We start from the raw sequence: 26,306 nt of genomic DNA on the forward strand, positions 1-26,306 counted from the left end.
TTAGCCCTCCGTTGGTGCAACTGAGTCGCCTAGAGAGATAAATTTAGAGACGCCTGAAGCCGTAAGTTGGGGCCGTGGTTCCCGATTAACGGCTCTCAAGCGGGGGGTGACCGGAGCGCGTTGTTTGCGTTTCCGACCCCGGTTGCGGGAGGGGGCAGACTTTGGGATGGCTAGGGGTTCGGGTTTGGCAATGCCGTAGCCTTGGACAAAGTCAACCCCTAGATGTTGAACTTTTTGTAGCGTGGCTGGGTTTTCTACAAATTCAGCAATGGTTTGCAGGCCCATGACATGGCCCATATGGTTGATGGCTTCGATGGTGGCAGCGTCAATGGCATCGTGTTCCACGTTGCGAATAAAGTGGCCGTCAATCTTGAGATAGTCCACCGGGAGATTTTTCAGGTAGTTGAGGGAAGACATACCACTACCGAAGTCATCGAGGGCAAAGCAGCAGCCGAGTTGTTTGAGTTGATGGATAAACTGAACGGCTTGGTTGATGTTGGAGATGGCTACCGTCTCGGTAATCTCAAAGCAAATCATCGAGGGGGGAATGTGATGCAGCCAGAATTGCTCCCGTAGGAAGGTGAGGAAGCGTTCGTCATTAAAGCTGGCCCCCGAGAGATTAACCATATACAGGGGTTTAGGCTGATTCCGCTGTTCTGGCAGATAATGCAGTTGGGAGAATAGTTGCCGCACCACCCAGCGATCAATGGCGGGCATTAAGTCATAGCGTTCGGCGGCCGGCATGAAAGCCCCTGGGGTGACGATGTTGCCATCTTCGTCTTCGAGGCGTAGCAAAATTTCATAGCGATCGCGCGATCGCCGTTGAGGATCCGCTGGGATAATTGGCTGGGCGTACAGACAAAAACGGTCCTCTTCCAAGGCCTTAACAATCCGCGACACCCATTGCATATCCCCATGGCGTTGGGCAATGTCGTGATCGTCCGCTTGATAAATCTGTAAGCGATTGCGCCCGGCATCTTTAGCGGCATACATGGCCGTATCCGCCGCACTGAGGACATGGGCCCAACTGTCGGTTTCGGCGTTAATTTCCACCAGTCCGGCACTCACCCCCACGGTGAAGGTGCTATCTTCCCAGATAAAGCGGAAGGCTTGAATTCGCTCAATCAATTCCTGAACCTGTTGTTGAGCTTGGTCGAGATCGCAGTGATGTAGCAATAGGGCAAATTCATCTCCCCCGAGACGGGCCAGGAGATCGGCTTTCGGGGTATGCCGTTGCAGGAGGGCGCTCATATGGCGCAGCAGTTCATCCCCCGCCATATGACCACAGGTGTCATTAACGACTTTAAAGCGATCTAAGTCCAGGTAACAGAGGACATGAGTGGTCTGATGACTGCGAGAATGGGCGATCGCCGCCTCTAAACGATGTTCAAACTCTCGACGATTGGGAAGTCCCGTCAACGCATCATGGCGGGCCTGCCAAGATAACTGTTGGGCCAAACTCCGGGCTGGCGTCACATCGCGACAAACTAACACCGCCCCGACGATTTTGCCGTCATCGAGACGAATGGGCGCGGCGGAGAGTTCTACGAAAAATTCTTGGGTTTCGTTCGCCCCCACTAAACGACGTTCTGAAGGATCTAAGGCTGTTCCCTCCTGGAGTACCTGTTCCAGTAAATCCTGGACTGGGGTATGAGTGGCTTCATCCCAGAGGCGCAAGACTGTATCAAGGGAATGACCCTGAGCGGCATGGGATTGCCAGCCCGTTAGGGTTTCTGCCACTGGATTGAGAGATTGAATCCGTCCTAAAGCATCTGTGGCAATGACGGCATCGCCGATGGACTGTAGGGTGACTTGAGCGAGTTCTTTTTCTCGAACGAGGGCCTGTTGAATCCGTAGGCGATCGCCAATCTCCCGTTGTAACTGCTCGTTGGTTAAGGCCAGTTCCGCTGTACGTTCCTGAACCCGCTCTTCAAGTTCTTCCTTCGCTTGGCGAACTGCCTCAGAGGCCTGTTTACGCTCAATGGCATAGCGTACTGAACGCCCTAAGAGTTCCGTATTGGCCTGGCGTTTGAAGAGATAATCTTGGGCCCCACTGCGCATGGCTTCTAGGGCTAGATCATCGTCGTTGGTGTTGGTTAAGACAACAATCGGAACTTGAGGACGAATCCCGGCGATCGCACTGAGGGACTCTAACCCTTGACTATCAGGGAGAGTCAGATCAAGCAGAATCACATCAAACGACTGCTCTTTGAGAACGGCGATCGCCGCCTGTAAGCGAGACTCACAGAACCAGGTAAAACGAGCAGTAGAGGCTTGTTTGAGTAACTCTTGCAGTAGCCTCGCTTCGGCGGGATTATCCTCAATCAGTAGGATCTTGACTGAGTTAACGGACATCTTAAAAGTAAACTATTTTAAAGTCTTATCCATATTATGCAATCTTTCTTCGTGGATCCCGTCCTTTTGCCCGGATATAGATACAAAACTTAGTATTTTTTAGAAAATAATCACAACTTAGACCAAAACTCTGATAATTTATCTATAATTGGGGGTTTGTACATTGGATCAGATGTTGGACAGATTTCCTGATTTTCTAACATTATCTTAATGATCCCCCCTAGGATAGAGCCAATACCCCGAGGGATTAACCGGCTCTCTCGGGGTATCCTTACATCAGTTAGCCCCACCTCAACGCCATGGAGTCAAGCCGGTTAAGCATCCAGAGGTAGGGTAACAACCTCTAACCAGAACCGCTGAATTGTCTGTACGATCGCCAATAACTGTTGAAGATTTTGCGACTTCTGGATATAACAGTTGGCATGGAGTCGATAACTTTCCTGAATATCGGTCTCATTATTCGAGGTGGTCAATACCAAAACTGGAATCTGGGCTAAATGAGGGTCTCCTTTCAGCTCCGCCAAGACTTCCCGGCCATCCTTGCGCGGTAAATTGAGATCTAGGAGAATAACATCAGGTCGGCTAGCATCCTCATGGGGGGCCCGTTGATGGAGATAATCCATGGCTTCCACTCCATCCTTAACCGGAATCAGGTCATGGGATAACTGACTCTCCTTGAACGCTTCCTGAATTAAGCGCACATGAGCTACATTATCCTCAACCAGCAAAATTTTTCGGCGTTTCATCCAAAATACATCCAAGGGAACTGACTCTCCTCACGCATTCTCAACAGGCCCGAGCTGACAAACCGGGAGGGTAAAATAAAAGCTAGCTCCAGCGCCTAACGAGGATTCTACCCAGATTTTGCCACCATGACGTTCCACAATTCGTTTACAAATTGCCAGGCCAATGCCGGTTCCCGGATATTCATCGCGGGTATGTAACCGTTGAAAAATCGAGAAAATACGTTCCGCAAACTGGGGTTCTAGGCCAATGCCATTATCCTGAATACAAAAACGCCACATGTGATGATCCGGCTCAGCCTGAATTTGAATCGTGACTGGGGTATCTCCATGAAACTTGAGGGCGTTGCCAATCAAGTTCTGAAAGACCTGCATTAACTGGATCTCATCTGCCATTACATCAGGCAAGTCATCTGCCTCAATCATGGCATGAGTTTCATCAATACGACTCTGTAAATTTACCCGAACTCGTTCTAGAACATGATTGACGGAGACGGGACGAAATGGCTCACCGCGAGATCCCACCCGGGAATACGCTAAGAGATCATCAATCAGACGCTGCATGTGGGTCACCCCTTCCACCGCAAAACCGATAAACTCATGAGCATCCTGATCGAGGCGATCGCCATAACGCAGTTGCAGCAATTGTACGTAACTTGACACCAGATTCAGCGGTTCCTGCAAGTCATGGGAGGCCACATAGGCAAACTTCTCTAACTCAGCATTGGAGCGTTCCAACTCCCGCGTTAACTTCGCCAACGCATCCGCCTGACGAATCACCACCTTCAAAATTGCCTCTCGTAGCGCCAGGGCCGCCTCCGTTTCCCAATCCTGCCAGGGCAGGGATTGACCCTGCACTTGTTCACACCATTCAGCAAACGAGCCTCGGGGAGATAAGCGGACGGTTCCATCTGACTCTAAGGTTTGCTCAATCGCCTGGTTCGGGTTTCCGGCCCAACGCACCGTTTGCCGATATTCCTGGCGGAACCAGAGAATATAATGTCGCAGCGCCGGTGAAATGGAGATGGCCAGCACTCCACTCCCCACGTCACGATAACAAGCGGCCGTTTCGTCAATCTCATCGAGGCGATCGCAACTAAAGACTTGCTCCTCCATCTGGGCCTCAATCTCAGACACCAAGCGCAAAATTTGTATCGGGGACGGAGTTTGGCCGACCTGATCACAGAGGCCATCCCGATAAATCACCGCCCCCGACGCCGCCACCATCCCCAAAAACAAGTCCTCATTCTCCAACGCACCCTTAACCCAGTCCTGAGTCTCCGACATGGCCTCAAGCAACGAAGATAACTTACGCTGACAGGCCACGCGATCGGCATATTCCGTCCGCTGACTCTTTACCGACAGTTCCAAGGATAGGGACTGAACCAAGAGCGTACAGGCTTCCCGTTGAGACTCCTGTAAATATTTCGTATTGAGATGATGACAGGAAATCAGCCCCCAAAGCTGCTGTTGTCGGAACAGAGACATCACCAGAGTTGAGCGCACCCCCATATTCTTCAAATAGGTTTGGTGACAGGGAACAACCCCCCGCAATTCACAATAGGTCAAATCCACAGGCCGTCCCGTTTCAGGATTACAGGCCGGCACCAGGTCAACACCCGGCCCTTGAGCATCAGGAATCAGGCGGCTGTAGTTGCAGCTAAACAGATGACGACAGGACCGGGTATCAACGTCTGGGTAATGTAGGCCTAAATAGGCCGGGAGGTCTTCTCGTTTGGCTTCCGCCACGACACATCCATGACCTTGGGGATTAAACTCATAGGCCATCACCCGATCAAAGCCGGTAAATTCGTAAATACTCTCAACTGCCGTTTGACAAAGATGCTGGATATTATCAGTGGTCTGTAACCGACGGATATGGGAGCGAACCGTCTGATAAAAGGCGGTTAGGGAGACCGTTGTTTCCTCGCGTCGGGGTTCCAATTCTAAAATCAGGAGGCCATCGGCATTCTCATGGACTCGTCCTTGAACGGTTCGCGATCGCTGATTCCCCTCCAGGGTTAAATTAAAACGGGGGGGAATGGTCGGATCGAGATTTTCTAGGGCTTCCTTGAGAATCTCACGGTTTTTGGCATCGAGGAGTTGAGCTGGAGGCTTACTGAGTAGGCGTTCCGGAGGCAGCCCGAGAAACGCCTCACTGTTGGCACTGACTTGTAGGATACGCCAATTACTATCAGGTTCCTGGGACAAGACCCAAACCATACCATGAGGTTGAATCTTGTCGTAATACTGAATTGGAGCTTCGCTATCTATCATTAATTCCTTGGCAGCTACTCGTCGGCAATAGGCTGTAAATGGTCCACCCAGTCCAAGAGATAATGGGCGAGTTGGAGTTTGGTGCAGGAGTTTATGGAACTCTGATTGCCGTTGGCATCAATAAACACCGCTTGATTGGTGTTACTGCCGAAACCCGCATTGGGTAAATCGACGGGGTTGGCCACGATCGCATCTAATTTCTTGCGTCGTAATTTTTCTAAGGCGGGGGTGACAATATCTCCGGTTTGAGCTGCAAAGCCAATCAGCCGTTGATGAGCCTGTTTTTGCTGTGCTAGGGTCGCGATAATGTCTGGCACGGAGACGAGGGGGAGGGCTGAGGGCAGCTTCGTTTTAGCCAACTTTTGGCCGTAGTATTGGGCGGGTTTGACATCGGCCACGGCCGCCGTCATCACCACCCAGTCCGCCTGGGGGAAATGCTGTTGCATTTGGTCAGACATCTCTTCGGCATTGGTAACCCCAATGCTGTTAATTTCTCGGATATCTGAAATGGCTTCAGGGTTAAGACAACTATGAACCAGGGTCACCGTGGCGCCGCGATGGGCCGCCGCTTGGGCCACAGCAATCCCCATTTTGCCCGTGGCCGGATTGCCGATAAAACGGACGGGATCGAAGTATTCGCGGGTTCCCCCGGCACTGACGAGAAGGTGACGGCCGGCTAAATCTTGTTTGCCGCCGCTGTGTAAGAGGGATTCAATATGGGTGACGAGGCGATGGCTTTCGGCCATGCGGCCCACCCCCACGCGATCGCAAGCCAAAAGCCCCGCTCCTGGGGAAATACCATGGAAGCGGGGGTTAGTTTGGAGACGCTGCCAGTTCTCTTGAACCGTCTGTTGAGTCCACATATCGGTGTTCATGGCGGGGGCCAGTAACACCGGACAGGTTGACGCGAGAACCACATTGGTTAAGAGATTGTCCGCCAGGCCATGGCTGAGTTTAGCCAGGGTGTTCGCCGTGAGGGGGGCAATGGCCAACACATCGGCCCATTCCCCCAACTCGATATGTAGGGGTCGTCCATGAATCGACTGCCAGAAACTCTCATCGGTGTAGGCCGGGTGACGGGATAGGGTGGCTAAGGTCAAGGGGGTGACAAAGGCTTGCGCCCCCGAGGTTAAGATGACGCGAACCTCTGCCCCATCCTGAATCAGCCGTGAGACCACCTCACAGACCTTGTAGGCGGCAATCCCGCCCGTTAAACCAATGAGAACCCGTCGTCCTGTCAGTGATGCCATGAAAGACCCAAAAACTACCGTTGATGGCGATCGACAGCATCCTCCCTTGGAAGTAACTCGGAGTTAGCTCTCGTCGCAATCCTCAAATTCTAATAGATAACTGTAGGGTTCAACGAGTTCCGGACGCTCAAAGGCGATGGCTCGCAGCAAATGCCAGTCTTCGAGTCCTTCAAATGGATTGCTGTAATCATCGGCATCAAGTCGATTGGCTAACAGCTTCACTTGGTCTTCTGTAACCGCTGCTAAATCGTCCCGAGACACTGTAATCGTGGTCATGACGGTCGCCTCCCTAGTCCTAGAATGCACAACACAACGAACTAATGCCGTTGCTGTTTTAACATGATGCAATTAGGGCAACCCACTTGAGAGCAACCTGAGGTTGACCTCAATGGATTTTCATGAACCCCTTCTCTTTAACATCTTAGGACATTCCGGGGCGATCGCCGGCCCCGTTAACGTTTTGCAATCTCAACCCCACCCATTACGAACAAGCCTGTTAGGGCTGAACTACTTCCAAGGCAAAGCGTCGCAGTTGGGCCACCTCCAGGGGGCAAATCTCATGAGCCATATCATACTCATGATAGTCAACCGTTGCCCCACCGGCCATCAGGGTTTCCCGAGTCCGTTGAGCTGCCTGGAGAGGAACCACCCGGTCAAAGCGGCCATGGAGCAGTAAAACCGGCGGAAGCTTCCCCTCCAAAGCTGGAGAATCATGGAGATAACCGCTCATCGCGACTAACCCCCCAAAGGGGTAACGAAATCCCACATCTAGGGTCATCGCTCCCCCCTGGGAAAATCCCGCCAAGACCGTTCGCGCTAGAGGAATCCCCGTCTGCGCTTCAAAACCATCAAACCAAGCTGCTAATTCAGCCCGACTTTGGTCGAGGCCGTCATACGCCTCACTGTCTAGGTCGTACCACATTTTTCCACCTGGAACTTGGGGATGAGGCAGTGGCGCATCCAGACAAAAATAGACATAATCAGGTAGATCTAGCATCAGCTGTAGCGAGGCTAGGTCACGGGCATTGGCGCCCCAGCCATGCAGCAGCACAAGGGCTGCACAGGCTTCAACTCCAGCTTGAGGTTCGAGTTTTAGTACATCCATCGTTTTTGTAGGATTCTATCGACGAACCCTCCCTAAGGAGCCACAATTGCTCAAGGCGGCTTGAGCTGATAGGCTCACTCCGAGATACGGGTTGTGATCGGCCCCTATTGTATCTCGACTGTTTGGCAGAATTTTGCTATTCAGGTTGTTATCTACCATGTCCCGAGAGTCCCAACTCATGACTGATTTTCCCGTTCCCACTGTTAACTCCACAAAACACAATCCGTATCTTGACGGGAGTTTTCTCTCCCATCCATTCTTAAGCGATCGCACCCCTCGAACAGTTGAGGAGCGTCACCCCCCCCACTCTCAATCTCGTCCTCAATCTCGTCCTCAATCTCGCCCTCAATCTCAAACCACGACCACAGCCAGCTCACGTCCCCGAACTGACCCATCCAAACTCAGTGCGCCTGCTGGTGCCAAATATGCGCCTCAGAACCGAAATAGCGTCGTGGCTGAGCCGCCTCTGATGCAAATTCCCTTAGCTGATGCCTCTCTCAACGGGGCAACCTTGGGCTGGGAAATGATGAGCACTCCCCCTTCTAGAACTTGGCAGAAACAGCGAGAAATTGCCGCCGCTCAAATTGCTGCCCTGCAAGATCAACACCATCAGCTTCTCAATGCTGAACGTCGTCGGTTACAGCTACAACTGGGTGTGTTTTTTCTAACCGCCTTGGGCATCCTGGGAGGAATTTGGCGCTGGAATCCAGAACTGCTGAGCCCCCTAAAATGGCTCGAAGACCTGCCCTTAAGTCTGACGGACCCTAGCCCTGAGCATCTTGGAGTCAAAGAAAATCACCCAAGGCTGCTCGGCTCCAGTCCCCTGGGTGATGGGGCCGGGGAGGAGTCTCGGCCGGGGGCGATCGCCTCAGATCCCTTTTCCCGAGACTCCGCCGAACCTCCCAGCAACGGAACCGCCGCTGAACTCCCATTAGACTTCATCTCAGAACCGCAACAGATCTCGGAGCAATCTAAGTTAGCAGACCCCGGCCCCGATCCCTTTCCCGAGGATGTTGACTCTCCCCTCAATCTGATGGCTCGTAGTTCTCAACGACCCATTGAAGGCTTAGCCGCCAGTTTACCTCCCAAGTTAGAAAAACCCGTCGATCGCAATTGGCGGATTGGCGGCTATCGCGTCAGTGATATTTATCTTCCCTGTCAACAACCTGATGGCTCCGATTGTCGCTCCACACATCCCGTTACGGGCTATCAGAATGTTCCCCATCTCGGCGTGGATTTAGCAATGCCCTATGGTGCGCCTCTCTACGCTGTGGGTAAGGAAGGAAGTGATGTAAAAGTTTCCTGTTATTACGATGGCGCTAAAGGGTTAGTAGCCCACCTGAAGAGTGCCAGTTTCCCCAGTTATGAGTTTGAGGCCTTCCATCTCAGTGATTGCATTCCAGGAATTCACCGGGCTGGCTCCTTATTTGCGGCGGTAGGCAGTAGTGGCATTTCCGCCGGTCCTCATTTACATTGGGAAGCCTTTTGGTATGGACGGCGAATCAATCCCCCCCGTTGGTCTCTGGAATTTGTGGTCAAGGGCAATATCGAGGTGAATCGGTTGAGTAAATACGTCTATTAGAGATGTTCTCTAGGTGGCATTTTTGAGGAAAATCTCTGCGCCCAGGATGATGCTCACCAGGATAAAGAGGACTCCCATACTACGTTCGAGGCGGGATTGAGGAAGCTGACTGGCAACCATCGCCCCCAGTTGAGCGCCAATGAGGACACCGGGGACTGTGAACAGGACTAAACTTAAAACCCGATTGACGACCTCATCTCCCGCTTGGATAAATTGAATCACATGGCCCAGGGAGGCGATCGCCGCCGTAATGGCCACAATAAACACGCTGGTCGCTACGGCTACGGGACTGGGAACGCGACAGCGTTGGATCAGAAAATAGCCATTGAGTTGCCCCAATCCCGTGGACACCATCCCCAGAAAAAGGGCCCCGACACTAGCCAGCAGCCGTCCTTCCCGATAGTTGCTAATCCGGTAACGAAATCTGTCGCCAGAGGTTGAGGTGAGATTGGTTTCAGCCTCACCCGTCGAGGCTGTCTGGGGGAGTGAATGGAGCTGTTCATCCTGGGGAGATCCGGGAGAGCGCAAAAAACTAATGGCGATCGCCAACAGTCCCACGGCTAAAATGCCCTTGAGGACATCATCAGGAATAACTTTGGCCAGCCAAGTCCCCAGCAACGCCACCGGAATGGTGACCCCGAGTAAGGTTCGACCTAGCTGATAGTCAATGAAGCCGCGACGGACATAGGCGTAGACACCACTGGAAAACCCAAATACCTCGGTAATCAGTCCCGTTCCGACGGCTACATCTGTGGGTAAGCCCAAGAGGATGATAAATAGGGGCGTAAAGAACGTTGCCCCTTCAACTCCTGAAGCCATGGCGATCGTGGCAATCATCACCGCAATGGGAAATAGAAACCAATAGTCGAGACTCATGAGGGAATGGGGAACAGGGAATAGGGAACAGGGAATGGGGAATAGAGAACAGAAGGCTAAAATTAAGTGTCGTTTCAGAACAGCTTCCTATGGAACGCTCTATTATCCTTTCAGACACACTGGCCAACCGACTTAAGCACTATTTGCAAGAGCATCCTAATGAACGTGTCTCCGACCTAATCGAAGAAATTCTCCAACAAAAAGAAAACTCCAGTGGTCGAACCTCTCGCGTTTTACGAACTCCGCCAGCCAAAACTGGGAGTGGATATTCTGACACATCAGTTAGCCATGATGAGATTTTAGCACTCTCGCTGATAGCTTAGGACATTCCGCTCTGTTAGGGATTAGTCTCGGCGTCTTGCTTGGCGTTAACCCCACCCTAGTTCTGCTCCCCTTCGCCGTTGTTTTTGCCTTAGTCGTTTCCTATCTTTTAGAACACACAAAAATTTGGACAGACGCTCTATCTAGTGGCCTGTATTTTATTTGTCAGTTTAACCCTACGAACTCAAATGCTAGTCACACTTAATGAATACTTAGCCATTGCTCGGGGGATTTCGGTGTCGCGACATCGAATGTTATTTATCACTCTACTCGCTCTGGTGGTAGCGATTTCCATTCGGGCGATCGGAGTTTTACTCATCAGTGCCTTTGTGGTCATTCCTGCTTGTACAGCACAGCTAATCACCGGAAATTTCACACGCTATCTTTTAACCTCTACCCTAATTGGGTCTTTGAGTGCCGTGGGGGGAATGTTCATGTCTGCCTTTTGGGACTGGCCCTCGGGTCCGAGTATTGTCGTCGCACAACTGGGCTTATTTTTAATCGCCGCCTCCATGACCTTAGCACGACGAGTTATCGCTTAAAAAAGTAGAACGAGAGCCGTCAAATCATGGGTCTTCTGGATTTAGAGTGTTCAGGAAAAAAATCGCAGATTACACCATTTTTTAAAAATCGTGCCATAAGGGGTCGCCCCACCGCAAGTGGTTCGCCCTCTCCCAGTATGGATATCTAGCAAGCTTATCGAAAAATGGGATGACACCATAATTCAAACCGTCCCCTCAGCCAACTCCACCGCCAACGGAGAAATATCCCCCTGCAACACCCACGCACCCCAATATCTAGGACGCGACAACGGACAATCCTCATCCTTATAATGACCCTTCAACTCCTGCAAAATCTCCCGCCCTAATTTTGACCGCCGCAGTTCCCCCGCCGTCACCGTGCGAACATCAAACTGAGCGCAACTGAGGGCCTTAGCCCGTCCCAGTCCCTCATTCAAATAGTGGAAAAACCGTTCCATCAGATACACCGTAGCGCGGGCAGGAACCGACCAAAGACTCATTAGGAGTGTTTTCGACCCCGCCACCACAAACGCCCGCCGTAAGCCAAATACACCCTCACCCGAAGCGATTTCACCCAGCCCCGACACGCAGGCAATCAGGGCGCTGAGTTCATTGCCCCACAAATCCAACGCCGCCACATCTTGCGCAAACAGAACCCCCTTCATTCCCTCCGAGAGGGGGAGTCCCTGATTCCAAACATTCGCCCCCGCCAGGGCAATTCCCCCCCGATACATGGCATCCTCCGCATCTTCATCGAGGCGACTGGGGGGATGTTCGCGGATATAGGCTTCGATTTGGGGGGTAACATTGCGTAATTTTTCGCTAACTTGGGGAATTTCGCTCTCGTAAAATTGAGCAACCTCTTCCACCGCATCCAGCAGGCGAGAGTTTATCAGGGACGGATGTTTTGCAAACAGTTCCGTTTCCCGTCCAGTTTCCGCTTCGAGTAAATCCTTAACAAACTCCAAATAAGGTTTTTGGGCAGTTTTATAAAAGCCGTGGGTGGCGACAGCGAGGATACGGGGACAGTCTCCATCAGTCAAATGGCAGGATACCGCCTCTTTATCCAAATAGGGTTGAACCCCCAGCAGTTCCCCGACGCGACGACCAAACCCATCGGTTCCCACAGCGCGGCCGAAACCCGACAGGTGGGTTAACGTTGCCCCTAAATCTGCCGTAGCGATTTCCGACTTGGCTTCCGGAGTTAGGGTGGCGTGGGACTTCTGCCCATCCCAGTTATAATCCGGGTCAGCGAGAATAGTAGCGGGGCAGACCTTGAGGGGGCGATTGGTGATGTTCGTTCGCAACAGGTCTCGTCCAGCACTGAGGTAGCTGATACTGTAGGTGTCCCCGAGATAGGGACTGGGGCAATGGGGAAACTGGGGAAGAATCTGGAACGGTAACAGATTAAGAGTGCTGTCCGGGGCTAGAAACCAGTGGGAGACCTCCCCCAAGGCCTTGAGGAGAGGTTGAGAGAGGATTTGTTGTAACCGTTGACTGTCCGCCGTAGAGGAGTCAATGTCGCGGGCTGAACCCGTCAGGCCAAAGTGGTCACCCGGGCCGACAAACCGACGGCGAAAGTATTGAATCAAGGTATCGAGGGGTTCCGCTTCCCCTAAATCCAGCAGCCGCACCCGTTCCGGTTGGTGCGCCATGACCACAAAGGCGAGATAACGCTCTTCTTGCCATTGTTTTCCTTTCGAGGCCCGGAAATCATAGCGTGTGAAGCGGACGAACTCCACCAAGGCTGAACCGTCGGGGAGTTGAGCGGCAATTAGCTGACGGTTGATATTGTCCTGGTCCAGTTGCAATTCTGGGATTTCCTGCGCCAGTTCTTTTTCCAGGGTTTCGGCGGTTTGATAGAGTTGGCTGACGTCCTCACGATGCTGTTTTAGGCGCTGTCCGTACTGTTGGGAGGATTCATGGGGTAGAGACGGAATCACCTCGAACAGTTTGTCTCGAATCTTCTCTTGACACTGTTGCCAGTTGCGGAATAGGGATTGAACCGCTTCGGGATAGCGTCCACTGTAAATGGCGGCACTCTGGGCAGCTAGGGCGGCTGTGGTCAGGGCTTTGCGGCGCAACAGGGCATCCAACGCCGCGCCAACGGCTTGCGGGTCATCGGCCAGATGTTGCCAAACTAGGGTAAGGAAGCCGTAATAGCTTTCGGGATTGGATTGCAGATACTCCCGGCGTTCCCGGTCAGAACTGATACTGAAGATATAGCGTAGGCGCTGTTGTTCCGACTCTAGGGAGGCTTGGAACTGTTCCGAGGCCTCCCCATAGCGCCCTTGGGACTCGTATAACAAGGCTAGGTTATTGAGGACATTGGTAAGGGAAGGATGGTTTGGGAGCAGGGTGATACGGTCGATGTCTAGGGCTTCGAGATAGAGGGGTTCAGCTTCCTCATAGCGCCTTTGACCACGGTACAACTCAGCTAGGTTATTGAGAGCGGAGGCAAGGTTGGGATGGTTTGGGGGCAGGGCAATGCGGATGATATCGAGGGCTTCTTGATACAGGGGTTCGGCGTCCCCATAGCGCCTTTGAGAGGAGTACAACTGCGCTAGATTGTTGAGGTGGGTGGCAAGTTGGGGATGGTTTGGGGGCAGGGCAATGCGAATGATGTCTGAGGCTTCTTGATACAGGGGTTGGGCTTCCCCATAGCGCCTTTGGGAGGAGTACAACTGCGCTAGATTGTTGAGGTGGGTGGCAAGTTGGGGATGGTTGGGGGGCAGGGCAATGCGGATGATGTCTAAGGCTTCTTGATACAGGGGTTCGGCCTCCCCATAGCGCCCTTGAGACTCGTACAACAAAGCTAGATTGTTGAGGTGGGTGGCAAGTTGGGGATGGTTTGGGGGCAGGGCAATGCGGTCGATGTTTAAGGCTTCTTGATACAGGGGTTCGGCCTCCCCATAACACCCCTGAGACCGGTACAACTGCGCCAGGTTGTCGAGGTGGGTGGCGAGTTCGGGATGGTTTGGGGGAAGGGCGATGCGGATGATGTCTAAGGCTTCCAGATACAGGGGTTCGGCTTCCCCATAGCGCCCTTGAGACTCGTACAACCCCGCCAGGTTGTTGAGGTGGGTGGCGAGTCCGGGATGGTTTGGGGGCAGGGCAATGCGGTCGATGTCTAAGGCTTCTTGATACAGGGGTTCGGCGTCCCCATAGCGCCCCTGCGACTGGTATAACTGCGCCAGGTTGTCGAGGTGAATGGCGACTTGGGGATGGTTTGGGGGAAGGGCGATGCGGATGATGTCTAAGGCTTCTTGATACAGGGGTTGGGCTTCCCCATAGCGCCCTTGAGAGGAGTGCAATCCCGCCAGGTTGTTGAGAGTGATGGCAATCTTGGGATGGTTTGGGGGAAGGGCGATGCGGATGATGTCTAAGGCTTCTTGATACAGGGGTTGGGCTTCCCCATAGCGCCCTTGAGAGGAGTACAATCCCGCCAGGTTGTTGAGAGCGATGGCAATCTTGAGATGGTTTTGGGGAAGGGCAATGCGAATGATGTCTAAGGCTTCTTGATACAAGGGTTGGGCTTCCCCATAGCGCCCTTGAGAGTAGTACAACTGTGCCAGGTTGTTGAGATTCATTGCCACATTTGGATGCTGGTTTCCCCAACGTTCTCGCGCCAGCCTCACCGCCCGTTCCGCCAAGGGAATCGCGGCGGCGTATTGTCCCTGCTGGTACAGTTGCACCACTTGTTCATTAACGGCTTTAATATTAGCTTGCCGTCCTGGAACAAGACTTTTTAACCACTTAACAACATTCATGATTTTTTAACCCCATCAAAAACTCTGACACAAAAACACGAAACCCGCTCAAACCACCTTAAAGTCGGTATAAAGTAACCGCCTTTGGGGGCTGTTGTGACCCCTCACATACTCCAGCATCTCCTGCAACTGTGACTCCCGCAACGTCATCGCCTCAAAGCGACTCTGTTCCAACCAGGGGAAGGGGGGCTTTTCCCGAGTCAACAAGGCAATTAACTGTTCCTTGCCCGGTTCCGTTAACTCAAATACCGGTTGAGGGGCTGAAGGTTGGGGTAGGCGGATGGGGGTGGCTTGCTGCGGTTGGAACTGACTGGTTTGGGCGAAAGGAGAGGGACATAAGCAGACCACAGTTCCATTGGGTTCCCGTTCCAGTAAGGTCAGATGGGCCGAGTCTGGCAGTTGCAGTTCAAAGATGACTTGACTCCCCAGGGGAACGGTGGTCAGATAGTCGTTTCTTTTGGGAAGCATCCCTAAATGGTCGGGAGAAGGGGCGGCTTTAATTCCCATCTGTTGCGTCTTCTGTGATATCTGGCTGAGTTTGTCCCACAGCCAAGGATGATAGCGATTCTCGACTAACCAGGGACGCACGGCCTGCCACAGTTTTTTGGCGTTGGCGTCGTGGTCAAATCCCAGTTCTCTCAGTTTGGGCAGAATTTGCCGACTCCAGTTATCTTTCCTGGCTTGGTCTGGTGTCAGCCGAGGCTGGCAGGATTCGACGATGTCAGTCCAATTGGCATCGAGATTCTGCTGGGATAATCGCTCGGTAAAAATACAGCGGCTTAGGGGGGAGAGGTCAAGTTTCTCAGCAATATCACCTAAAAACTCGGCGTCGTAGGCCTGAGGAATCTCCATCATGTCAACAAGAGTGAGCTTGAATCTATCCATACTGTAGCTGATTTGGTTTAGGTCTGGACTGATGCTAACTACTTTTTTGGGGTATCGTCTAGGGTTCAACACAGATGAATAGACATTTTGCGACATCCTGAGACATCGTGCGACATGATGCGACTTTTTGGGACAAACTATTAAGAGTGAACGACAAAATAGCTGGTCATTTTTGATTTGACTTGCCAAACTAGAACCATCGAATTTAAGGCAAGGTCATGGAACACATTTCTAAAATTCTCCCCAATGTGATGCCCAATCTCATGAGTCCTCAAAATGGCAGTTCTCCCTTAATTGAGAGTGCGATCGCCCCCTCGCCCATCGCCCTAGACCGCTTACCGTATGCCGTTCGCTGGCATATCCCCGTCCACAAATATCCCCAGGCGAAAGGCTTTATCAAGGGCTTAACTCAAGCAGCTGGGGGGTACAATACGACATTTTCCGAGGGCAATTGGTGGAATCCTACGACTCAGAATTGGGTCGAGGAGCCGATTTTGTTGGTGAAATCCTACATGACAGCAGCGGTGTTGCAACAACGGCTTAATGCCATGATTCAAGGGTCATATTGCATGGGAAAAGAGCTGAACGAGAGTGCGATTGCCCTGGAAATCCTCAGTAACAACACAATGCTAATTATTCCATGTGACCAATAAGCAATCATAGCAAAACCCACCCAGTGCAACGAGGTGGGTTTTAGCGATGGAACTCCAACAAACCAAACCAATTCACCCTACCCCAAACTCATGATGATGATTTGTCCTTATAAAGAGATGACCCAACTCCATAGTCTCCCCTGCACCCGAGAAAGCCGGGGTGGCTGGGTTTACTGTTCCTTCTGCGGTCAAAAGACGCGACCGGAGATTCCCCTGACCGTGATGGATGGTTTAATCGGCTTTTGGGTCATCTTCCTAATTGTCATCCTCCTGACGTCCTCCCTAGAGTCGCGTCCCCGATTTCGGGAACCCATCACCTCTCCACAAAGCCTCAATTCATCCTCAGGGGAGTGATACTGGATTGAGAGGCCCCACCCATCATCCGGTTGATTGTCACTCGACAATGTGGGAGTCATCAGCTAGACTAGGACAGATGCCTGAAATCCTGATGGTCAGACGAAAACACCCAAAACAAGAGGTTGAGTCCGCCTTACAATATGCTGAACAGAACGGTTGGCGTGTTGAGATGGGTGGTTCTCATGCCTGGGGAAAACTATACTGTCCTTACAACGATAACCAATGCCGCTGTGGAGAGTTTTGTATTGCCAGCATTTGGAGTACTCCTAGAAACCCTGGCAATCATGCCAAACAAATTTGTCGTGTTGTTGATAACTGCACGATTCACAATCCTCCGGAACGTTTAGAGGACTCTGAATAATGCCCAACTATGATTTTACAGTAACCTTTAACCTCCCCGACAGCGAACCGCATCCGAGCCATTACGTTGATATTTTGCACGTGAATGGGTGTGATGATGCTTTAGTCGGTGTGGGACGACTCGGAAAAATTGCCTTGAACTTTACCCGGAATGCGTCTTCAGCAGCGGAGGCGGTGCATAGTGCGATCGCAGATGTGAAACGAGCCATTCCTGAAGCCAACTTAATAGACGTTAGCCCCGATTTAATCAGCATAACCGATGTAGCCAAGCACCTCGGATGTACGCGGCAAAATATCCGCAATCTGCTGATTACCGGCGGAGCGAACTCCCCCCATCCCGTTTACCATGGAACTCCCTCAATTTGGCATTTATCAGACATTTTGACTTGGTTAATCAAAGAAAAAAACTATCAGATTGACCCGGAGTTATTAGAATTATCCCAGGTCAATCGAGATTTGAATATCATCCGAGAGTGGCACCAGGTTGATGTCGAGAGACAGCGAGAACTAGAATCCTTATTTACTCAGCTTCTTCCGGCTTGAGGTGAGACGACCTGGGAGGGCAACCACAAGGGAGGGCAACCACAAGGGATTGCCCCTACGGCTATCTGTGGCACAAATGCCTGAAAAGTTGAGTAATCCCCCCACCCGCATCACCTGACACCGATGGGGGGAATCCAACTCTACACCGCCAACCTTGACTTAGACTCCGCAAAGAAGGACTTGCGAATCGTCTCCGCCATTTGAGACGGCATCAAGCCCAAATCCGCCTTAGACTCATTCGGTTGTGCATGGTCCACCAGCTTGTCAGGAACCCCCAACCGCTTCACCGGAACCACCACATCCGCATCCATCAGGGCCTCAACCACCGCCGAACCAAAGCCGCCCATAATGCAGCCTTCCTCCAGGGTAACCACCTTACCAATCCGTTCAGCCAAGGGTCCAATCAACTCAATATCCAAAGGCTTGACAAAGCGGGCATTCACCACCGTGGCCTCAATCCCATGTTCACTGAGAATTTCCGCCACCTGCATCGCCGGATAGACCATAGTTCCATAGCCGACTAGCAACACATCATCGCCACTGCGGAGAACCTCACCCTTACCAATCGGCAACGCTTCCCAGCCTTCTTCCATCAACGGCGCACCATAGCCACTTCCCCGAGGATAGCGCATCGCAATCGGTCCCGAGGTATGTTCAACCCCCGTCACCAACATCTGCTGCATCTCCGCCTCATCCTTGGGCGCCATAATCGTCATATTGGGGATACAACGCAGATAGGCGATATCATACAGTCCCTGGTGAGTCGGACCATCAGCCCCAACAATCCCAGCCCGGTCCAAACAGAAGAACACCGGTAACTTCTGAATACAGACATCATGGATAATTTGGTCATAACCCCGTTGCAGGAAGGTCGAGTAAATCGCGACCACCGGACGCATTCCCTCACAGGCTAACCCCGCCGCCAACGTCACGGCGTGCTGTTCAGCAATACCCACATCAATATACTGTTTGGGTAACTTGGCCTGGAGTTTATCTAACCCCGTTCCCGTAGCCATCGCCGCCGTAATCCCCAAAATCTTGGGATTCTCCTCAGCCAGAGTAATCAGAGTTTGGGCAAAGACTTTCGAGTAACTCGGGGGAGTCGGTTTTTTGGAGGGGTACGCTTTCCCCGTCGCCAAATCAAAGGGCTTTTGAGCATGATAGCCCACTTGGTCTTTCTCGGCGATCGCATAGCCTTTCCCTTTCACCGTCGCCACATGAACCAGAACCGGTCCTTTAATGTGATGGGCCTTATTAAACGACTCAATCAACTCCTCCAAGTTATGACCATCCACCGGTCCCATATAGGTGAAGCCGAGTTCCTCAAACACCGCCCCCACCTTGGGAATTGCCAGCCGTTTCATCCCTTCCTTAACTCGTTCCATCTCCGGAGTGAAGGTTTCCCCAAAAAAGGGCAGATGCTTAAACTGTTCCTCCAGGTTATCGGTGAGGAACTGAACTGGGTCACTGAGGCGCATTTTATTGAGATAACGAGGAATCGCCCCCACATTGGGAGAAATGGACATCTCATTATCATTGAGAACTACCAGAAGATTCGTATCCGGCAGATGGCCCGCATGGTTAATGGCTTCTAGGGACATCCCCCCCGTCAAGGCCCCATCACCAATCACCGCCACACATTTATAATCCTCCCCCTGAGCATCTCGCGCCAGGGCCATCCCCAACGCTGCCGAGATACTGGTGGAAGCGTGACCGGCCCCAAAATGGTCAAAGGGGTTCTCACTGCGTTTGAGATAGCCCGCCACCCCATCTTTCTGTCGCAGGGTGTGGAAGTCGTTATAACGCCCAGTAATCAGCTTATGAGGATAGGCCTGATGTCCCACATCCCACGTCACCTTATCGCGGTCGAGGTCTAGGGTTTGGTAGAGTCCCAATGTCAATTCCACAACCCCCAAGCCCGGACCCAGGTGACCCCCACTGGCGGCAATGGTTTGCAGGTGCTTCTCCCGGATTTGACGGGCAATCTCTTCGAGTTGATGAATTGATAGCCCTTTGAGTTGATTCGGATGGGTGATTTCGCTTAGATGCATCGGTGCAAGTCCATAAGTAGTTTTGTCATTGGCGGCCTGACGCCGTCAGGATGAGTAGGGGCGAAAAATCTTTCGCCCTTGGCAAAAAATCTTTCGCCCTTGTAGGGGGAAATTTTTTCGCTCTTTTGTTAAGCTGTGTATTCAGTTTGACTTAAGTTTTCAAAATAATACAACCGGGACAAATCTTTACGCTTTTGTTACATAAATTGCGGTTAAGTTTTGCTACATATTTAACAAATATCAGAGAACTGGTGTTAGAATGCAGCCATCAAGTGAATACTCCATGGAAAGGCGGGAGGGGCTTGGCTAGGATTAGTTAAAGCTAAACACTTGCCCTGCTACAAAATATTTTAGCAACAAATCTTAAAAAAAGCCCCCAGTTGCGACAACTGGGGGCTTTTCCAACTGAACCGAGGAGAGAAAGGCAACTCAGCCAGGAGAATGAGACTAAGCGATCGCCGCCATCTTCACATCACTGCTAGAGAGCAACTCTTGCAGTTCCTCAGCATCCACCGTCTCCCGTTCCACGAGCATCTTGGCCAACTCATCTAACACCGAGCGGTTTTCCGTGAGGACTTGCTTAGCGCGACTATAAGCCTCATCCACCAACTTGCTAACTTCCTCATCAATGGCCGCCGCCGTCTCTTCTGAGAAATTGCGTTCCGAGGAAATATCGCGGCCGAGGAACATATTGCCCTGCTGACTTCCCAGAGCCACCGGTCCGAGGCGATCGCTCATCCCGAAGCGCATCACCATCTGACGAGCCACCCGAGCTACCTGTTGCAAATCATTAGACGCACCGGTGGTCACTTCCTCCTCACCGAAGATAATCTCCTCAGCCAGACGACCTCCGAGAGCTACGGCCATCTGATTTTGCAGATAGGAGCGAGAATACAACCCAGAATCCATGCGGTCTTCACTGGGAGTAAACCAAGTCAAGCCCCCGGCCGCACCGCGAGGAATAATACTAATCTTCTGAACCGGGTCATAATCCGGCATCAGAGCGCCCACCAGAGCATGGCCAGCCTCATGATAGGCCACCAAATTTTTGCGTTTCTCGCTCATCACCCGGTCTTTCTTCTCCGGTCCCGCCAGAACCCGGTCAATGGCATCATTAACCTCATCCATCGAGATTTCCGTCAAATTGCGACGAGCCGCCAAAATAGCCGCCTCATTGAGCAAGTTCGACAAATCCGCCCCAGTAAATCCAGGAGTCCGACGAGCAATCTTCTCCAAATCCACATCTTTAGAGAGCGTTTTACCCCGAGCATGGACATTGAGAATTTCCAAGCGACCGGAGTAGTCAGGACGGTCAACCACCACCTGACGGTCAAAACGACCCGGACGCAACAGAGCCGCATCCAAGACATCAGGACGATTCGTCGCCGCAATAATAATGATGCCCGTATTGCCCTCGAAGCCGTCCATCTCCGTCAGCAACTGGTTCAGAGTTTGTTCCCGTTCATCATTCCCGCCGCCTAAACCAGCACCGCGCTGACGACCGACCGCATCAATCTCATCAATAAAGACAATACAAGGTGCATTTTGTTTCGCCTGTTCAAACAGGTCACGAACCCGGGACGCACCGACCCCAACGAACATTTCCACAAACTCGGAACCCGAAATCGAGAAGAAGGGGACCCCAGCTTCACCGGCGACGGCCCGAGCCAAGAGAGTTTTACCCGTTCCCGGAGGTCCAACCAAGAGAACTCCCTTAGGAATTTTGGCACCAATCGCCGTAAAGCGATCGGCATTTTTCAGGAAGTCCACAACCTCCGTCAATTCCAGCTTAGCCTGTTCAATCCCCGCCACATCACCAAAGGTGACTTGAGTTTGGGGTTCCATCTGCACCCGAGCCTTGGACTTACCAAAGTTCATCGCCTGGCTACCCGGACCCGACTGAGCGCGGCGTAACAGGAAGAACAGTCCCACCAAGAGCAAGATGGGGAAGAAGAGGCTACTGAGAGCGCGGAACCAGAAGCCGTCATCACTTTGGGGCTGAACCCGCACATCTAAGTTATTTTCCGTGAGGATATCAATCAGTTGGGGGTCATTGGGGAGATTGACCACCACTTTACCGCTGCCATCGGGATTCGTGTAGACCGCTTCCGTGCGATCCGAACTGATGGCCACGGTTCCTTCCACCCGACCACTTTGGACATCGCGGATAAACTCACTATATTTAGCCGTTTGTTGAGCTTGGGGCTGTTGGTCGAAGAACGTCGTCCCTAAGGCAATGACGACGATCGCTAGTAATGCGTATAGCCCTGCATTTCTCCACCGTTTATTCACCGGGGGTAATCCTCCTTTCTTTGATAATTTCTGTAATGATGCTCGAATCTGAGATTTTATGAGACCTTGTGTTAACTTATATTAACCTAAACCTTCCGCATCCTGCAAAGATTCCCCGAATTGGGACGTCTCAATCTAGCTCAATCTCCTATCCAGAGAGCATTAGAGAGATTTTAGAAGCGATCGCAACTCAGCCATCGCCCCCCGTCCTCCATGATAACGTTTTGTTTCCATCTCCTGATCGGGTCCGGGCGATCGCAGCACCTGACGAATCGGAACCAACTCCACCACGGCATTACTATAAGCCAGGCCCTCAAAGCGCCCCACCAGCGAAGGACACCAAGGCTGTTCAACCACCTCCCAACCCTGCCGCCGAGCCAGCCCCAGCAATCGCGATCGCCCAATCCCGGGCAAAATCCCCGCCGATAGAGGTGGAGTCCACCAGCGTCCCTCCCCCCAACCCCAGAGAGTCCCCGTCGCCGTTTCCAACCATTGCCCCCCATCATCGACTAAAATCGCCTCCACCGCTCCCAACTGGCGGGCCTCCTGCAACGCCAACCAGGGGCCCAAATAATTACCCGTCTTCTGTTGCGGCCACCAGCGAGCAAACCGAGGTCCCCGAGCCAACAGAGCCACAACCCCCTCCTGCTGTCGCCGCTGCAAATCCTGAGGGAGCGATCGCCCCGTAATCAGAACCCGTCCATCCGCAAACAGCGTCACCCGCAACACCACAAACTCAGCCGCCAGACACCGGGCCCCAGTTTCCAGCATCTGCCAATCCGGAGCCATCCACCCCAAAGCCGCGATCGCCCCCTGCAACCGTTGCAAATGCTCACCCCAAGCCGTCCTAGGGTCTAACAATCCCCCCTCATACACCCGCAACGTCGTAAACGTCGTCGCCCCATACAAAAAACCCGGATCCCCCACCCCCACCTCAAGCCGCTCCCCAGAACAAACCTGGCCGTTATACCAATACATCTCTACTGCCTCTTGCCTTTTGCCTCTTGCCTTTTGCCTCTTCCCCCCTCCTCTTCCGACCTGTACTCTGTGCCTCTGTGGTAACCCTCTTGCCTCTTGCCTCTTGCCTTTTGCCCAAAAAAAAAGACCGCCCAAAGCATCACCTCGGGCAGCCCCTGAACCAATCAAAATCAAAGACTCTTAGACTTTCGGTTCAACCCGGCCATAGAACAGACCGCGAATTTTCACATCCACCGGTTCCTTAGAGCCTAAATCCGTATCCGAGGCTTGAACCGCCTCAAAAATCCCAGCAATTTCTCCGCTCTCACTTTTCACCTTCGAGACTTGCAGGGAGATATTGCCATCCAACACCGGCGTTTCCTTAACATTCTCCCGGATAATTTCCTCATCATCCGCCGCCGCCGGGAGAGCCACCGCGTTGTCATACCCCGTCGCTTGACCACGAGCTTTCGGGTCTAAGAAACTGGCACCACGATAGGAGGGAACAATATAGCTGCCCGTCAAATCCGTCGAGGTACTGATTCCCGTTTGACCTCCAGGGGTCTGCGCCACCAATTTTTTAATCGTGAACAGCATCGGCACTTGCTCTCCACCGGGAAGTTGCACCGTAATGGCTTGGAAATCAATCCCATACTGTTCTTCAAACGTTAAAACCCCATTGTTGTCTAGGGTTAAGTCTCCCGTCACTTGGGTCAGGGAAGAAGTATAGCGAGTCAGGGACTTAGCACCAATAAACTTAGGTTCTTCACGCTTGCTTGTCGTTTCTTCCTTCACGAAATAGCTCGTGGGTTCGAGGCATAAATCCGTCAAAATGTAATCAGCACCCACATCCAGGTCAAAAGACCCGCGAGCCGTCTCAGGAAGTTTGGGACAACTATTGGCAAGTCCAGTATTTCTAATCTGATCGTAGGTGTAGGTTTCATCGCTTAATAAGCTGATGGGTTCTTCGCCGCAAGCGGTTAGGAACCCAACGCACATTGCGAGGAGTAGGGCAACTAAAGCACGATATCTCATGGGTATTCTTATGTCTTGTCGATAAATTCAGATTCTGTGCGTCAATCAAGCAGGATTGGCGGTGGTCTTACTCCACCGTCCTGAGGATACCGCAGACCTGCACCCTTTGGAAAACTTCAAGGGAAACGGCGGGCTACTGCGGTAAAACGGCAACGGTCAGGGGCGATCGCCAAAAATGAGAGTTTTCTGATTCTATCAAACCCTCGTCCTTTCTTGACCCTTCCTCGCCAATTCTCTCCCTCACGTCTGAGTCTGTGTGAGTCTTACCAATCTTGCTTCGCTAAATGTAATAAATTATTACGAATCCACCAATCTTTTCAAAAAACATGATATGGGAAAAGCTCTAATGAGCAAGTCTCCAGGTTGGATCATCACGACTCCCGGCGAAACAAGTTTTCAACCCCCTCCAGAAGCACATCACCAAAGCCTTGAATTTCATCCCAAAGGGCACTGGGGTCAATGCCAAACAGCAATTGCAACCCCAAGACAATCGCCGCCACTGTCAACGCCGTCGAGAGAGTGGTGTGAATCACCCGTACCAGCCAGGTAAACACTAACCAAGCCAAAACCAAGGCAGCAACGAGAGTAATCAGTTCAGTAGGCATGGGAGTACATTACAGCGGAACTAGCCCTACCAGCCTAACGCAGTGCCGTCCCCTCGGGGGTCAGCGGCCCCTTGTAGGCGATTATCCTCCGTCACCACAATGGCATTGGCATTACCCCAACCCCCCCATTGTTCAATCTCATGGCCCCGTTGCCGCAAATTTTCCACCGTCTCTGAGTCAAATCCCCCCTCTTGCAGAAGCAGCCGATCCGGTAACCATTGATGATGGAAGCGGGGAGCGGCGATCGCCTCCGCCACATCCAACTCATACACCAACACATTCAACAGCACCTGGAGGACTGTCGTGATAATCGTACTGCCCCCAGGAGAGCCTAACGCCAGACGTAACCGATTATCCTCCAACACAATCGTCGGGGTCATACTCGACAAAGGAGTTTTCCCCGGGGCGATCGCATTAGCCTCCCCTCCCACCAAGCCATAGAGATTTGGAACCCCAGGGGCCACGGAAAAATCATCCATCTCATTATTGAGCAAAATTCCCGTTCCCGCTGCCACAACCCCAGCACCAAAACCTCCATTCACCGTAAAGGTCAAACTCACCCCATTGCCATCCCCATCCACCACCGTCAAATGACTGGTTTCCGGAGACTCCCCAACCTGACGTAAGCGAGAGGGGTCCACCGCCGTCACCTCCGCCGAATCCTGGGCCCGGTTCTCATCAATCTGGGGGCGACGATACTCGGCATACCCCAAACTAATCAACTCCGCCACCGGGACCTCCACAAAATCAGGATCGCCCAAATACGTCGCTCGATCCGCATAAGCAATCCGCATCGCCTCCGCCAGAAAATGCACCGTATCCGGGTGATGAAGTCCCTGAGTCTCCAGAGGGCGATCGCCAATCAGATTCAGAATCTGCAACAAATGGACCCCACCCGAGGACGGCGGCCCCATGGCACAGACCTGAAACTGACGAAACATCCCACAGACCGGGTCCCGCCAGATCGGTTCATAGGCCGCCATATCCGCCAGAGTCACCAAGCCGCCATAGGCCGCCATATCCGCTGCGATCGCCTCAGCAATCTCCCCCTGATAAAAATCCCCCGGATTCTCCGCCAACCGCCGTAAGCTCTCCGCCAACTGAGGCTGTCGCAAGGTTTCCCCCACCTCATACAGGTCACCCTGCCGCGTAAACGCCTCTCGTGCCGCCGCATTTCCCAACAGCACCTCCTGACGACGTTCCACCGCATCCACAAACCGCTGATGTACTATAAATCCCTCCTCCGCCAACCTCAGGGCCGGCTCAACCACCTCCTCCCAAGGCAGCACCCCATAGCGTCGATGGACCTCAGCCAACCCCGCCACCGTTCCCGGAACCCCAACGGCCCGATGGCCATCCAAACTGGCCCGAGGTTCCGGTTCCCCCGCTTCATCCAAATACATCATTTCCGTTGCCGCCAGGGGGGCCCGCTCACGAAAATCCAAACTGTGCATCTGGCCCGTCTCAGCCTCGTGAAATAGCAGAAAGCCACCACCACCAATTCCCGCCGAAAACGGTTCCACCACCGAAATCGCAAAGGTGCTGGCCACCGCCGCATCCACCGCATTGCCCCCCTGCTGTAACATCCTCAGGCCCGCCTCACTGGCTAAGGGATGAGCTGACACCACCATGCCCTGGGAATAAGAGTCCAGCTCCTGGGCCAGTCCCGGCTCAACGGCAAAACTCCCCCAACCCCCTAGACAGATCAGACAACCCAAACCGGATTTGACGATACCTAAACGCCGCATGGCTCTAAATTTTAACTCTA

General features: G+C 52.5%; 22 protein-coding genes. 7 read left to right on the plus strand and 15 right to left on the minus strand.

The annotated features are described in order from the left end of the window. From NEA10_RS05060 to NEA10_RS05085, 6 genes are all read right to left on the minus strand, one after another. Complete coding sequence (locus NEA10_RS05060) at window positions 1-2,355, minus strand: EAL domain-containing protein (RefSeq protein ID WP_252664170.1); 2,355 nt, start codon at window positions 2,353-2,355, stop codon at window positions 1-3. Window positions 2,356-2,669: 314 nt separating this feature from the next. Continuing rightward, window positions 2,670-3,101 (minus strand): response regulator, encoded by a 432-nt coding sequence (locus NEA10_RS05065; protein ID WP_252664171.1) that lies wholly within the window; start codon window positions 3,099-3,101, stop codon window positions 2,670-2,672. A gap of 30 nt (window positions 3,102-3,131) precedes the next feature. Continuing rightward, window positions 3,132-5,375: an ATP-binding protein gene (locus NEA10_RS05070; protein WP_252664172.1), complete on the minus strand. Its 2,244-nt coding sequence runs from the start codon at window positions 5,373-5,375 to the stop codon at window positions 3,132-3,134. 14 nt (window positions 5,376-5,389) lie between these two features. Next, on the minus strand, window positions 5,390-6,625 hold the full coding sequence (coaBC, locus tag NEA10_RS05075) for a bifunctional phosphopantothenoylcysteine decarboxylase/phosphopantothenate--cysteine ligase CoaBC (protein WP_252664173.1): 1,236 nt from the start codon (window positions 6,623-6,625) through the stop codon (window positions 5,390-5,392). A 63-nt stretch (window positions 6,626-6,688) separates the two neighbouring features. Then, a complete protein-coding gene (gene isiD / locus NEA10_RS05080) occupies window positions 6,689-6,901 on the minus strand; it encodes a protein IsiD (RefSeq protein WP_170188505.1) in 213 nt (70 codons plus the stop codon). 220 nt (window positions 6,902-7,121) lie between these two features. Beyond that, the gene (locus tag NEA10_RS05085) at window positions 7,122-7,730 is read right to left on the minus strand and encodes an alpha/beta hydrolase (RefSeq protein ID WP_252664174.1); all 609 of its coding nucleotides are present in this window, start codon (window positions 7,728-7,730) and stop codon (window positions 7,122-7,124) included. Between the two features lie 178 nt (window positions 7,731-7,908). On the opposite strand from NEA10_RS05085, the gene NEA10_RS05090 reads away from it, so the two are divergent. Beyond that, on the plus strand, window positions 7,909-9,312 hold the full coding sequence (locus NEA10_RS05090; protein ID WP_252664175.1) for a M23 family metallopeptidase: 1,404 nt from the start codon (window positions 7,909-7,911) through the stop codon (window positions 9,310-9,312). A 9-nt stretch (window positions 9,313-9,321) separates the two neighbouring features. Here the strand turns inward: NEA10_RS05090 and NEA10_RS05095 are convergent, their stop codons facing one another. Beyond that, entirely contained in the window at window positions 9,322-10,188 is an 867-nt protein-coding gene (locus tag NEA10_RS05095) for a sulfite exporter TauE/SafE family protein (protein ID WP_252664176.1), read from the minus strand. A 358-nt stretch (window positions 10,189-10,546) separates the two neighbouring features. Here NEA10_RS05095 and NEA10_RS05100 point away from each other — a divergent pair, with 358 nt between their 5' ends. Together NEA10_RS05100 and NEA10_RS05105 are read left to right on the plus strand one after the other, a co-directional pair. Next, complete coding sequence (locus NEA10_RS05100; RefSeq protein WP_252664177.1) at window positions 10,547-10,714, plus strand: hypothetical protein; 168 nt, start codon at window positions 10,547-10,549, stop codon at window positions 10,712-10,714. Further along, window positions 10,698-11,051, plus strand: coding sequence for a metal ABC transporter permease (locus NEA10_RS05105; protein WP_252664178.1), 354 nt, complete (start codon window positions 10,698-10,700; stop codon window positions 11,049-11,051). The genes NEA10_RS05100 and NEA10_RS05105 overlap by 17 nt, the downstream gene beginning before the upstream one ends. Before the next feature lie 182 nt (window positions 11,052-11,233). On the opposite strand, the gene NEA10_RS05110 is transcribed toward NEA10_RS05105, so the two are convergent. Together NEA10_RS05110 and NEA10_RS05115 are read right to left on the minus strand one after the other, a co-directional pair. Further along, a complete protein-coding gene (locus NEA10_RS05110) occupies window positions 11,234-14,800 on the minus strand; it encodes a CHAT domain-containing protein (RefSeq protein WP_252664179.1) in 3,567 nt (1,188 codons plus the stop codon). Between the two features lie 48 nt (window positions 14,801-14,848). Next, a complete protein-coding gene (locus tag NEA10_RS05115) occupies window positions 14,849-15,655 on the minus strand; it encodes a DUF4384 domain-containing protein (RefSeq protein WP_252664180.1) in 807 nt (268 codons plus the stop codon). A gap of 248 nt (window positions 15,656-15,903) precedes the next feature. Between NEA10_RS05115 and NEA10_RS05120 the strand changes: the two genes are divergently transcribed. The 4 genes from NEA10_RS05120 to NEA10_RS05135 all read left to right on the plus strand — a co-directional run bounded on the left by NEA10_RS05120 (window position 15,904) and on the right by NEA10_RS05135 (window position 17,598). Then, window positions 15,904-16,338 (plus strand): hypothetical protein, encoded by a 435-nt coding sequence (locus NEA10_RS05120; protein ID WP_252664181.1) that lies wholly within the window; start codon window positions 15,904-15,906, stop codon window positions 16,336-16,338. 90 nt (window positions 16,339-16,428) lie between these two features. Then, window positions 16,429-16,692, plus strand: a complete 264-nt coding sequence (locus tag NEA10_RS05125; protein ID WP_252664182.1) for a hypothetical protein — start codon at window positions 16,429-16,431, stop codon at window positions 16,690-16,692. 94 nt (window positions 16,693-16,786) lie between these two features. After that, window positions 16,787-17,056, plus strand: a complete 270-nt coding sequence (locus NEA10_RS05130) for a hypothetical protein (protein WP_087705593.1) — start codon at window positions 16,787-16,789, stop codon at window positions 17,054-17,056. Next, window positions 17,056-17,598, plus strand: a complete 543-nt coding sequence (locus tag NEA10_RS05135; protein WP_252664183.1) for a helix-turn-helix transcriptional regulator — start codon at window positions 17,056-17,058, stop codon at window positions 17,596-17,598. The genes NEA10_RS05130 and NEA10_RS05135 overlap by 1 nt, the downstream gene beginning before the upstream one ends. A gap of 140 nt (window positions 17,599-17,738) precedes the next feature. Here the strand turns inward: NEA10_RS05135 and dxs are convergent, their stop codons facing one another. From dxs to ggt, 6 genes are all read right to left on the minus strand, one after another. Then, complete coding sequence (gene dxs, locus NEA10_RS05140) at window positions 17,739-19,649, minus strand: 1-deoxy-D-xylulose-5-phosphate synthase (RefSeq protein ID WP_252664184.1); 1,911 nt, start codon at window positions 19,647-19,649, stop codon at window positions 17,739-17,741. A 447-nt stretch (window positions 19,650-20,096) separates the two neighbouring features. After that, entirely contained in the window at window positions 20,097-21,941 is a 1,845-nt protein-coding gene (gene ftsH3 / locus NEA10_RS05145) for an ATP-dependent zinc metalloprotease FtsH3 (RefSeq protein ID WP_252664185.1), read from the minus strand. Window positions 21,942-22,103: 162 nt separating this feature from the next. Further along, window positions 22,104-22,919: an aminotransferase class IV gene (locus NEA10_RS05150; protein WP_252664186.1), complete on the minus strand. Its 816-nt coding sequence runs from the start codon at window positions 22,917-22,919 to the stop codon at window positions 22,104-22,106. Between the two features lie 180 nt (window positions 22,920-23,099). Then, window positions 23,100-23,933, minus strand: coding sequence for a photosystem II manganese-stabilizing polypeptide (locus tag NEA10_RS05155; protein ID WP_252664187.1), 834 nt, complete (start codon window positions 23,931-23,933; stop codon window positions 23,100-23,102). Window positions 23,934-24,304: 371 nt separating this feature from the next. Beyond that, a complete protein-coding gene (locus NEA10_RS05160) occupies window positions 24,305-24,538 on the minus strand; it encodes a hypothetical protein (protein WP_252664188.1) in 234 nt (77 codons plus the stop codon). A 26-nt stretch (window positions 24,539-24,564) separates the two neighbouring features. Next, the gene (gene ggt, locus NEA10_RS05165) at window positions 24,565-26,286 is read right to left on the minus strand and encodes a gamma-glutamyltransferase (protein WP_252664189.1); all 1,722 of its coding nucleotides are present in this window, start codon (window positions 26,284-26,286) and stop codon (window positions 24,565-24,567) included. Between the last annotated feature and the right edge of the window lie 20 nt (window positions 26,287-26,306).

This window comes from Phormidium yuhuli AB48 (genome assembly GCF_023983615.1).
GTDB lineage: Bacteria > Cyanobacteriota > Cyanobacteriia > Cyanobacteriales > Geitlerinemataceae > Sodalinema > Sodalinema yuhuli.

Bases quoted from the DNA above. Each gene is read 5' to 3' on its own strand.
- NEA10_RS05120 (WP_252664181.1), top strand. From the start codon at position 15,904: ATGGAACACATTTCTAAAATTCTCCCCAATGTGATGCCCAATCTCATG.
- ggt (WP_252664189.1), bottom strand. From the start codon at position 26,286: ATGCGGCGTTTAGGTATCGTCAAATCCGGTTTGGGTTGTCTGATCTGT.
- NEA10_RS05135 (WP_252664183.1), top strand. From the start codon at position 17,056: ATGCCCAACTATGATTTTACAGTAACCTTTAACCTCCCCGACAGCGAA.
- dxs (WP_252664184.1), bottom strand. From the start codon at position 19,649: ATGCATCTAAGCGAAATCACCCATCCGAATCAACTCAAAGGGCTATCA.
- NEA10_RS05150 (WP_252664186.1), bottom strand. From the start codon at position 22,919: ATGTATTGGTATAACGGCCAGGTTTGTTCTGGGGAGCGGCTTGAGGTG.
- NEA10_RS05070 (WP_252664172.1), bottom strand. From the start codon at position 5,375: ATGATAGATAGCGAAGCTCCAATTCAGTATTACGACAAGATTCAACCT.
- NEA10_RS05125 (WP_252664182.1), top strand. From the start codon at position 16,429: ATGATGATGATTTGTCCTTATAAAGAGATGACCCAACTCCATAGTCTC.
- NEA10_RS05095 (WP_252664176.1), bottom strand. From the start codon at position 10,188: ATGAGTCTCGACTATTGGTTTCTATTTCCCATTGCGGTGATGATTGCC.
- NEA10_RS05060 (WP_252664170.1), bottom strand. From the start codon at position 2,355: ATGTCCGTTAACTCAGTCAAGATCCTACTGATTGAGGATAATCCCGCC.
- isiD (WP_170188505.1), bottom strand. From the start codon at position 6,901: ATGACCACGATTACAGTGTCTCGGGACGATTTAGCAGCGGTTACAGAA.
- NEA10_RS05090 (WP_252664175.1), top strand. From the start codon at position 7,909: ATGACTGATTTTCCCGTTCCCACTGTTAACTCCACAAAACACAATCCG.
- NEA10_RS05065 (WP_252664171.1), bottom strand. From the start codon at position 3,101: ATGAAACGCCGAAAAATTTTGCTGGTTGAGGATAATGTAGCTCATGTG.
- NEA10_RS05155 (WP_252664187.1), bottom strand. From the start codon at position 23,933: ATGAGATATCGTGCTTTAGTTGCCCTACTCCTCGCAATGTGCGTTGGG.
- NEA10_RS05110 (WP_252664179.1), bottom strand. From the start codon at position 14,800: ATGAATGTTGTTAAGTGGTTAAAAAGTCTTGTTCCAGGACGGCAAGCT.
- NEA10_RS05130 (WP_087705593.1), top strand. From the start codon at position 16,787: ATGGTCAGACGAAAACACCCAAAACAAGAGGTTGAGTCCGCCTTACAA.
- NEA10_RS05115 (WP_252664180.1), bottom strand. From the start codon at position 15,655: ATGATGGAGATTCCTCAGGCCTACGACGCCGAGTTTTTAGGTGATATT.
- NEA10_RS05160 (WP_252664188.1), bottom strand. From the start codon at position 24,538: ATGCCTACTGAACTGATTACTCTCGTTGCTGCCTTGGTTTTGGCTTGG.
- NEA10_RS05105 (WP_252664178.1), top strand. From the start codon at position 10,698: ATGCTAGTCACACTTAATGAATACTTAGCCATTGCTCGGGGGATTTCG.
- NEA10_RS05085 (WP_252664174.1), bottom strand. From the start codon at position 7,730: ATGGATGTACTAAAACTCGAACCTCAAGCTGGAGTTGAAGCCTGTGCA.
- coaBC (WP_252664173.1), bottom strand. From the start codon at position 6,625: ATGGCATCACTGACAGGACGACGGGTTCTCATTGGTTTAACGGGCGGG.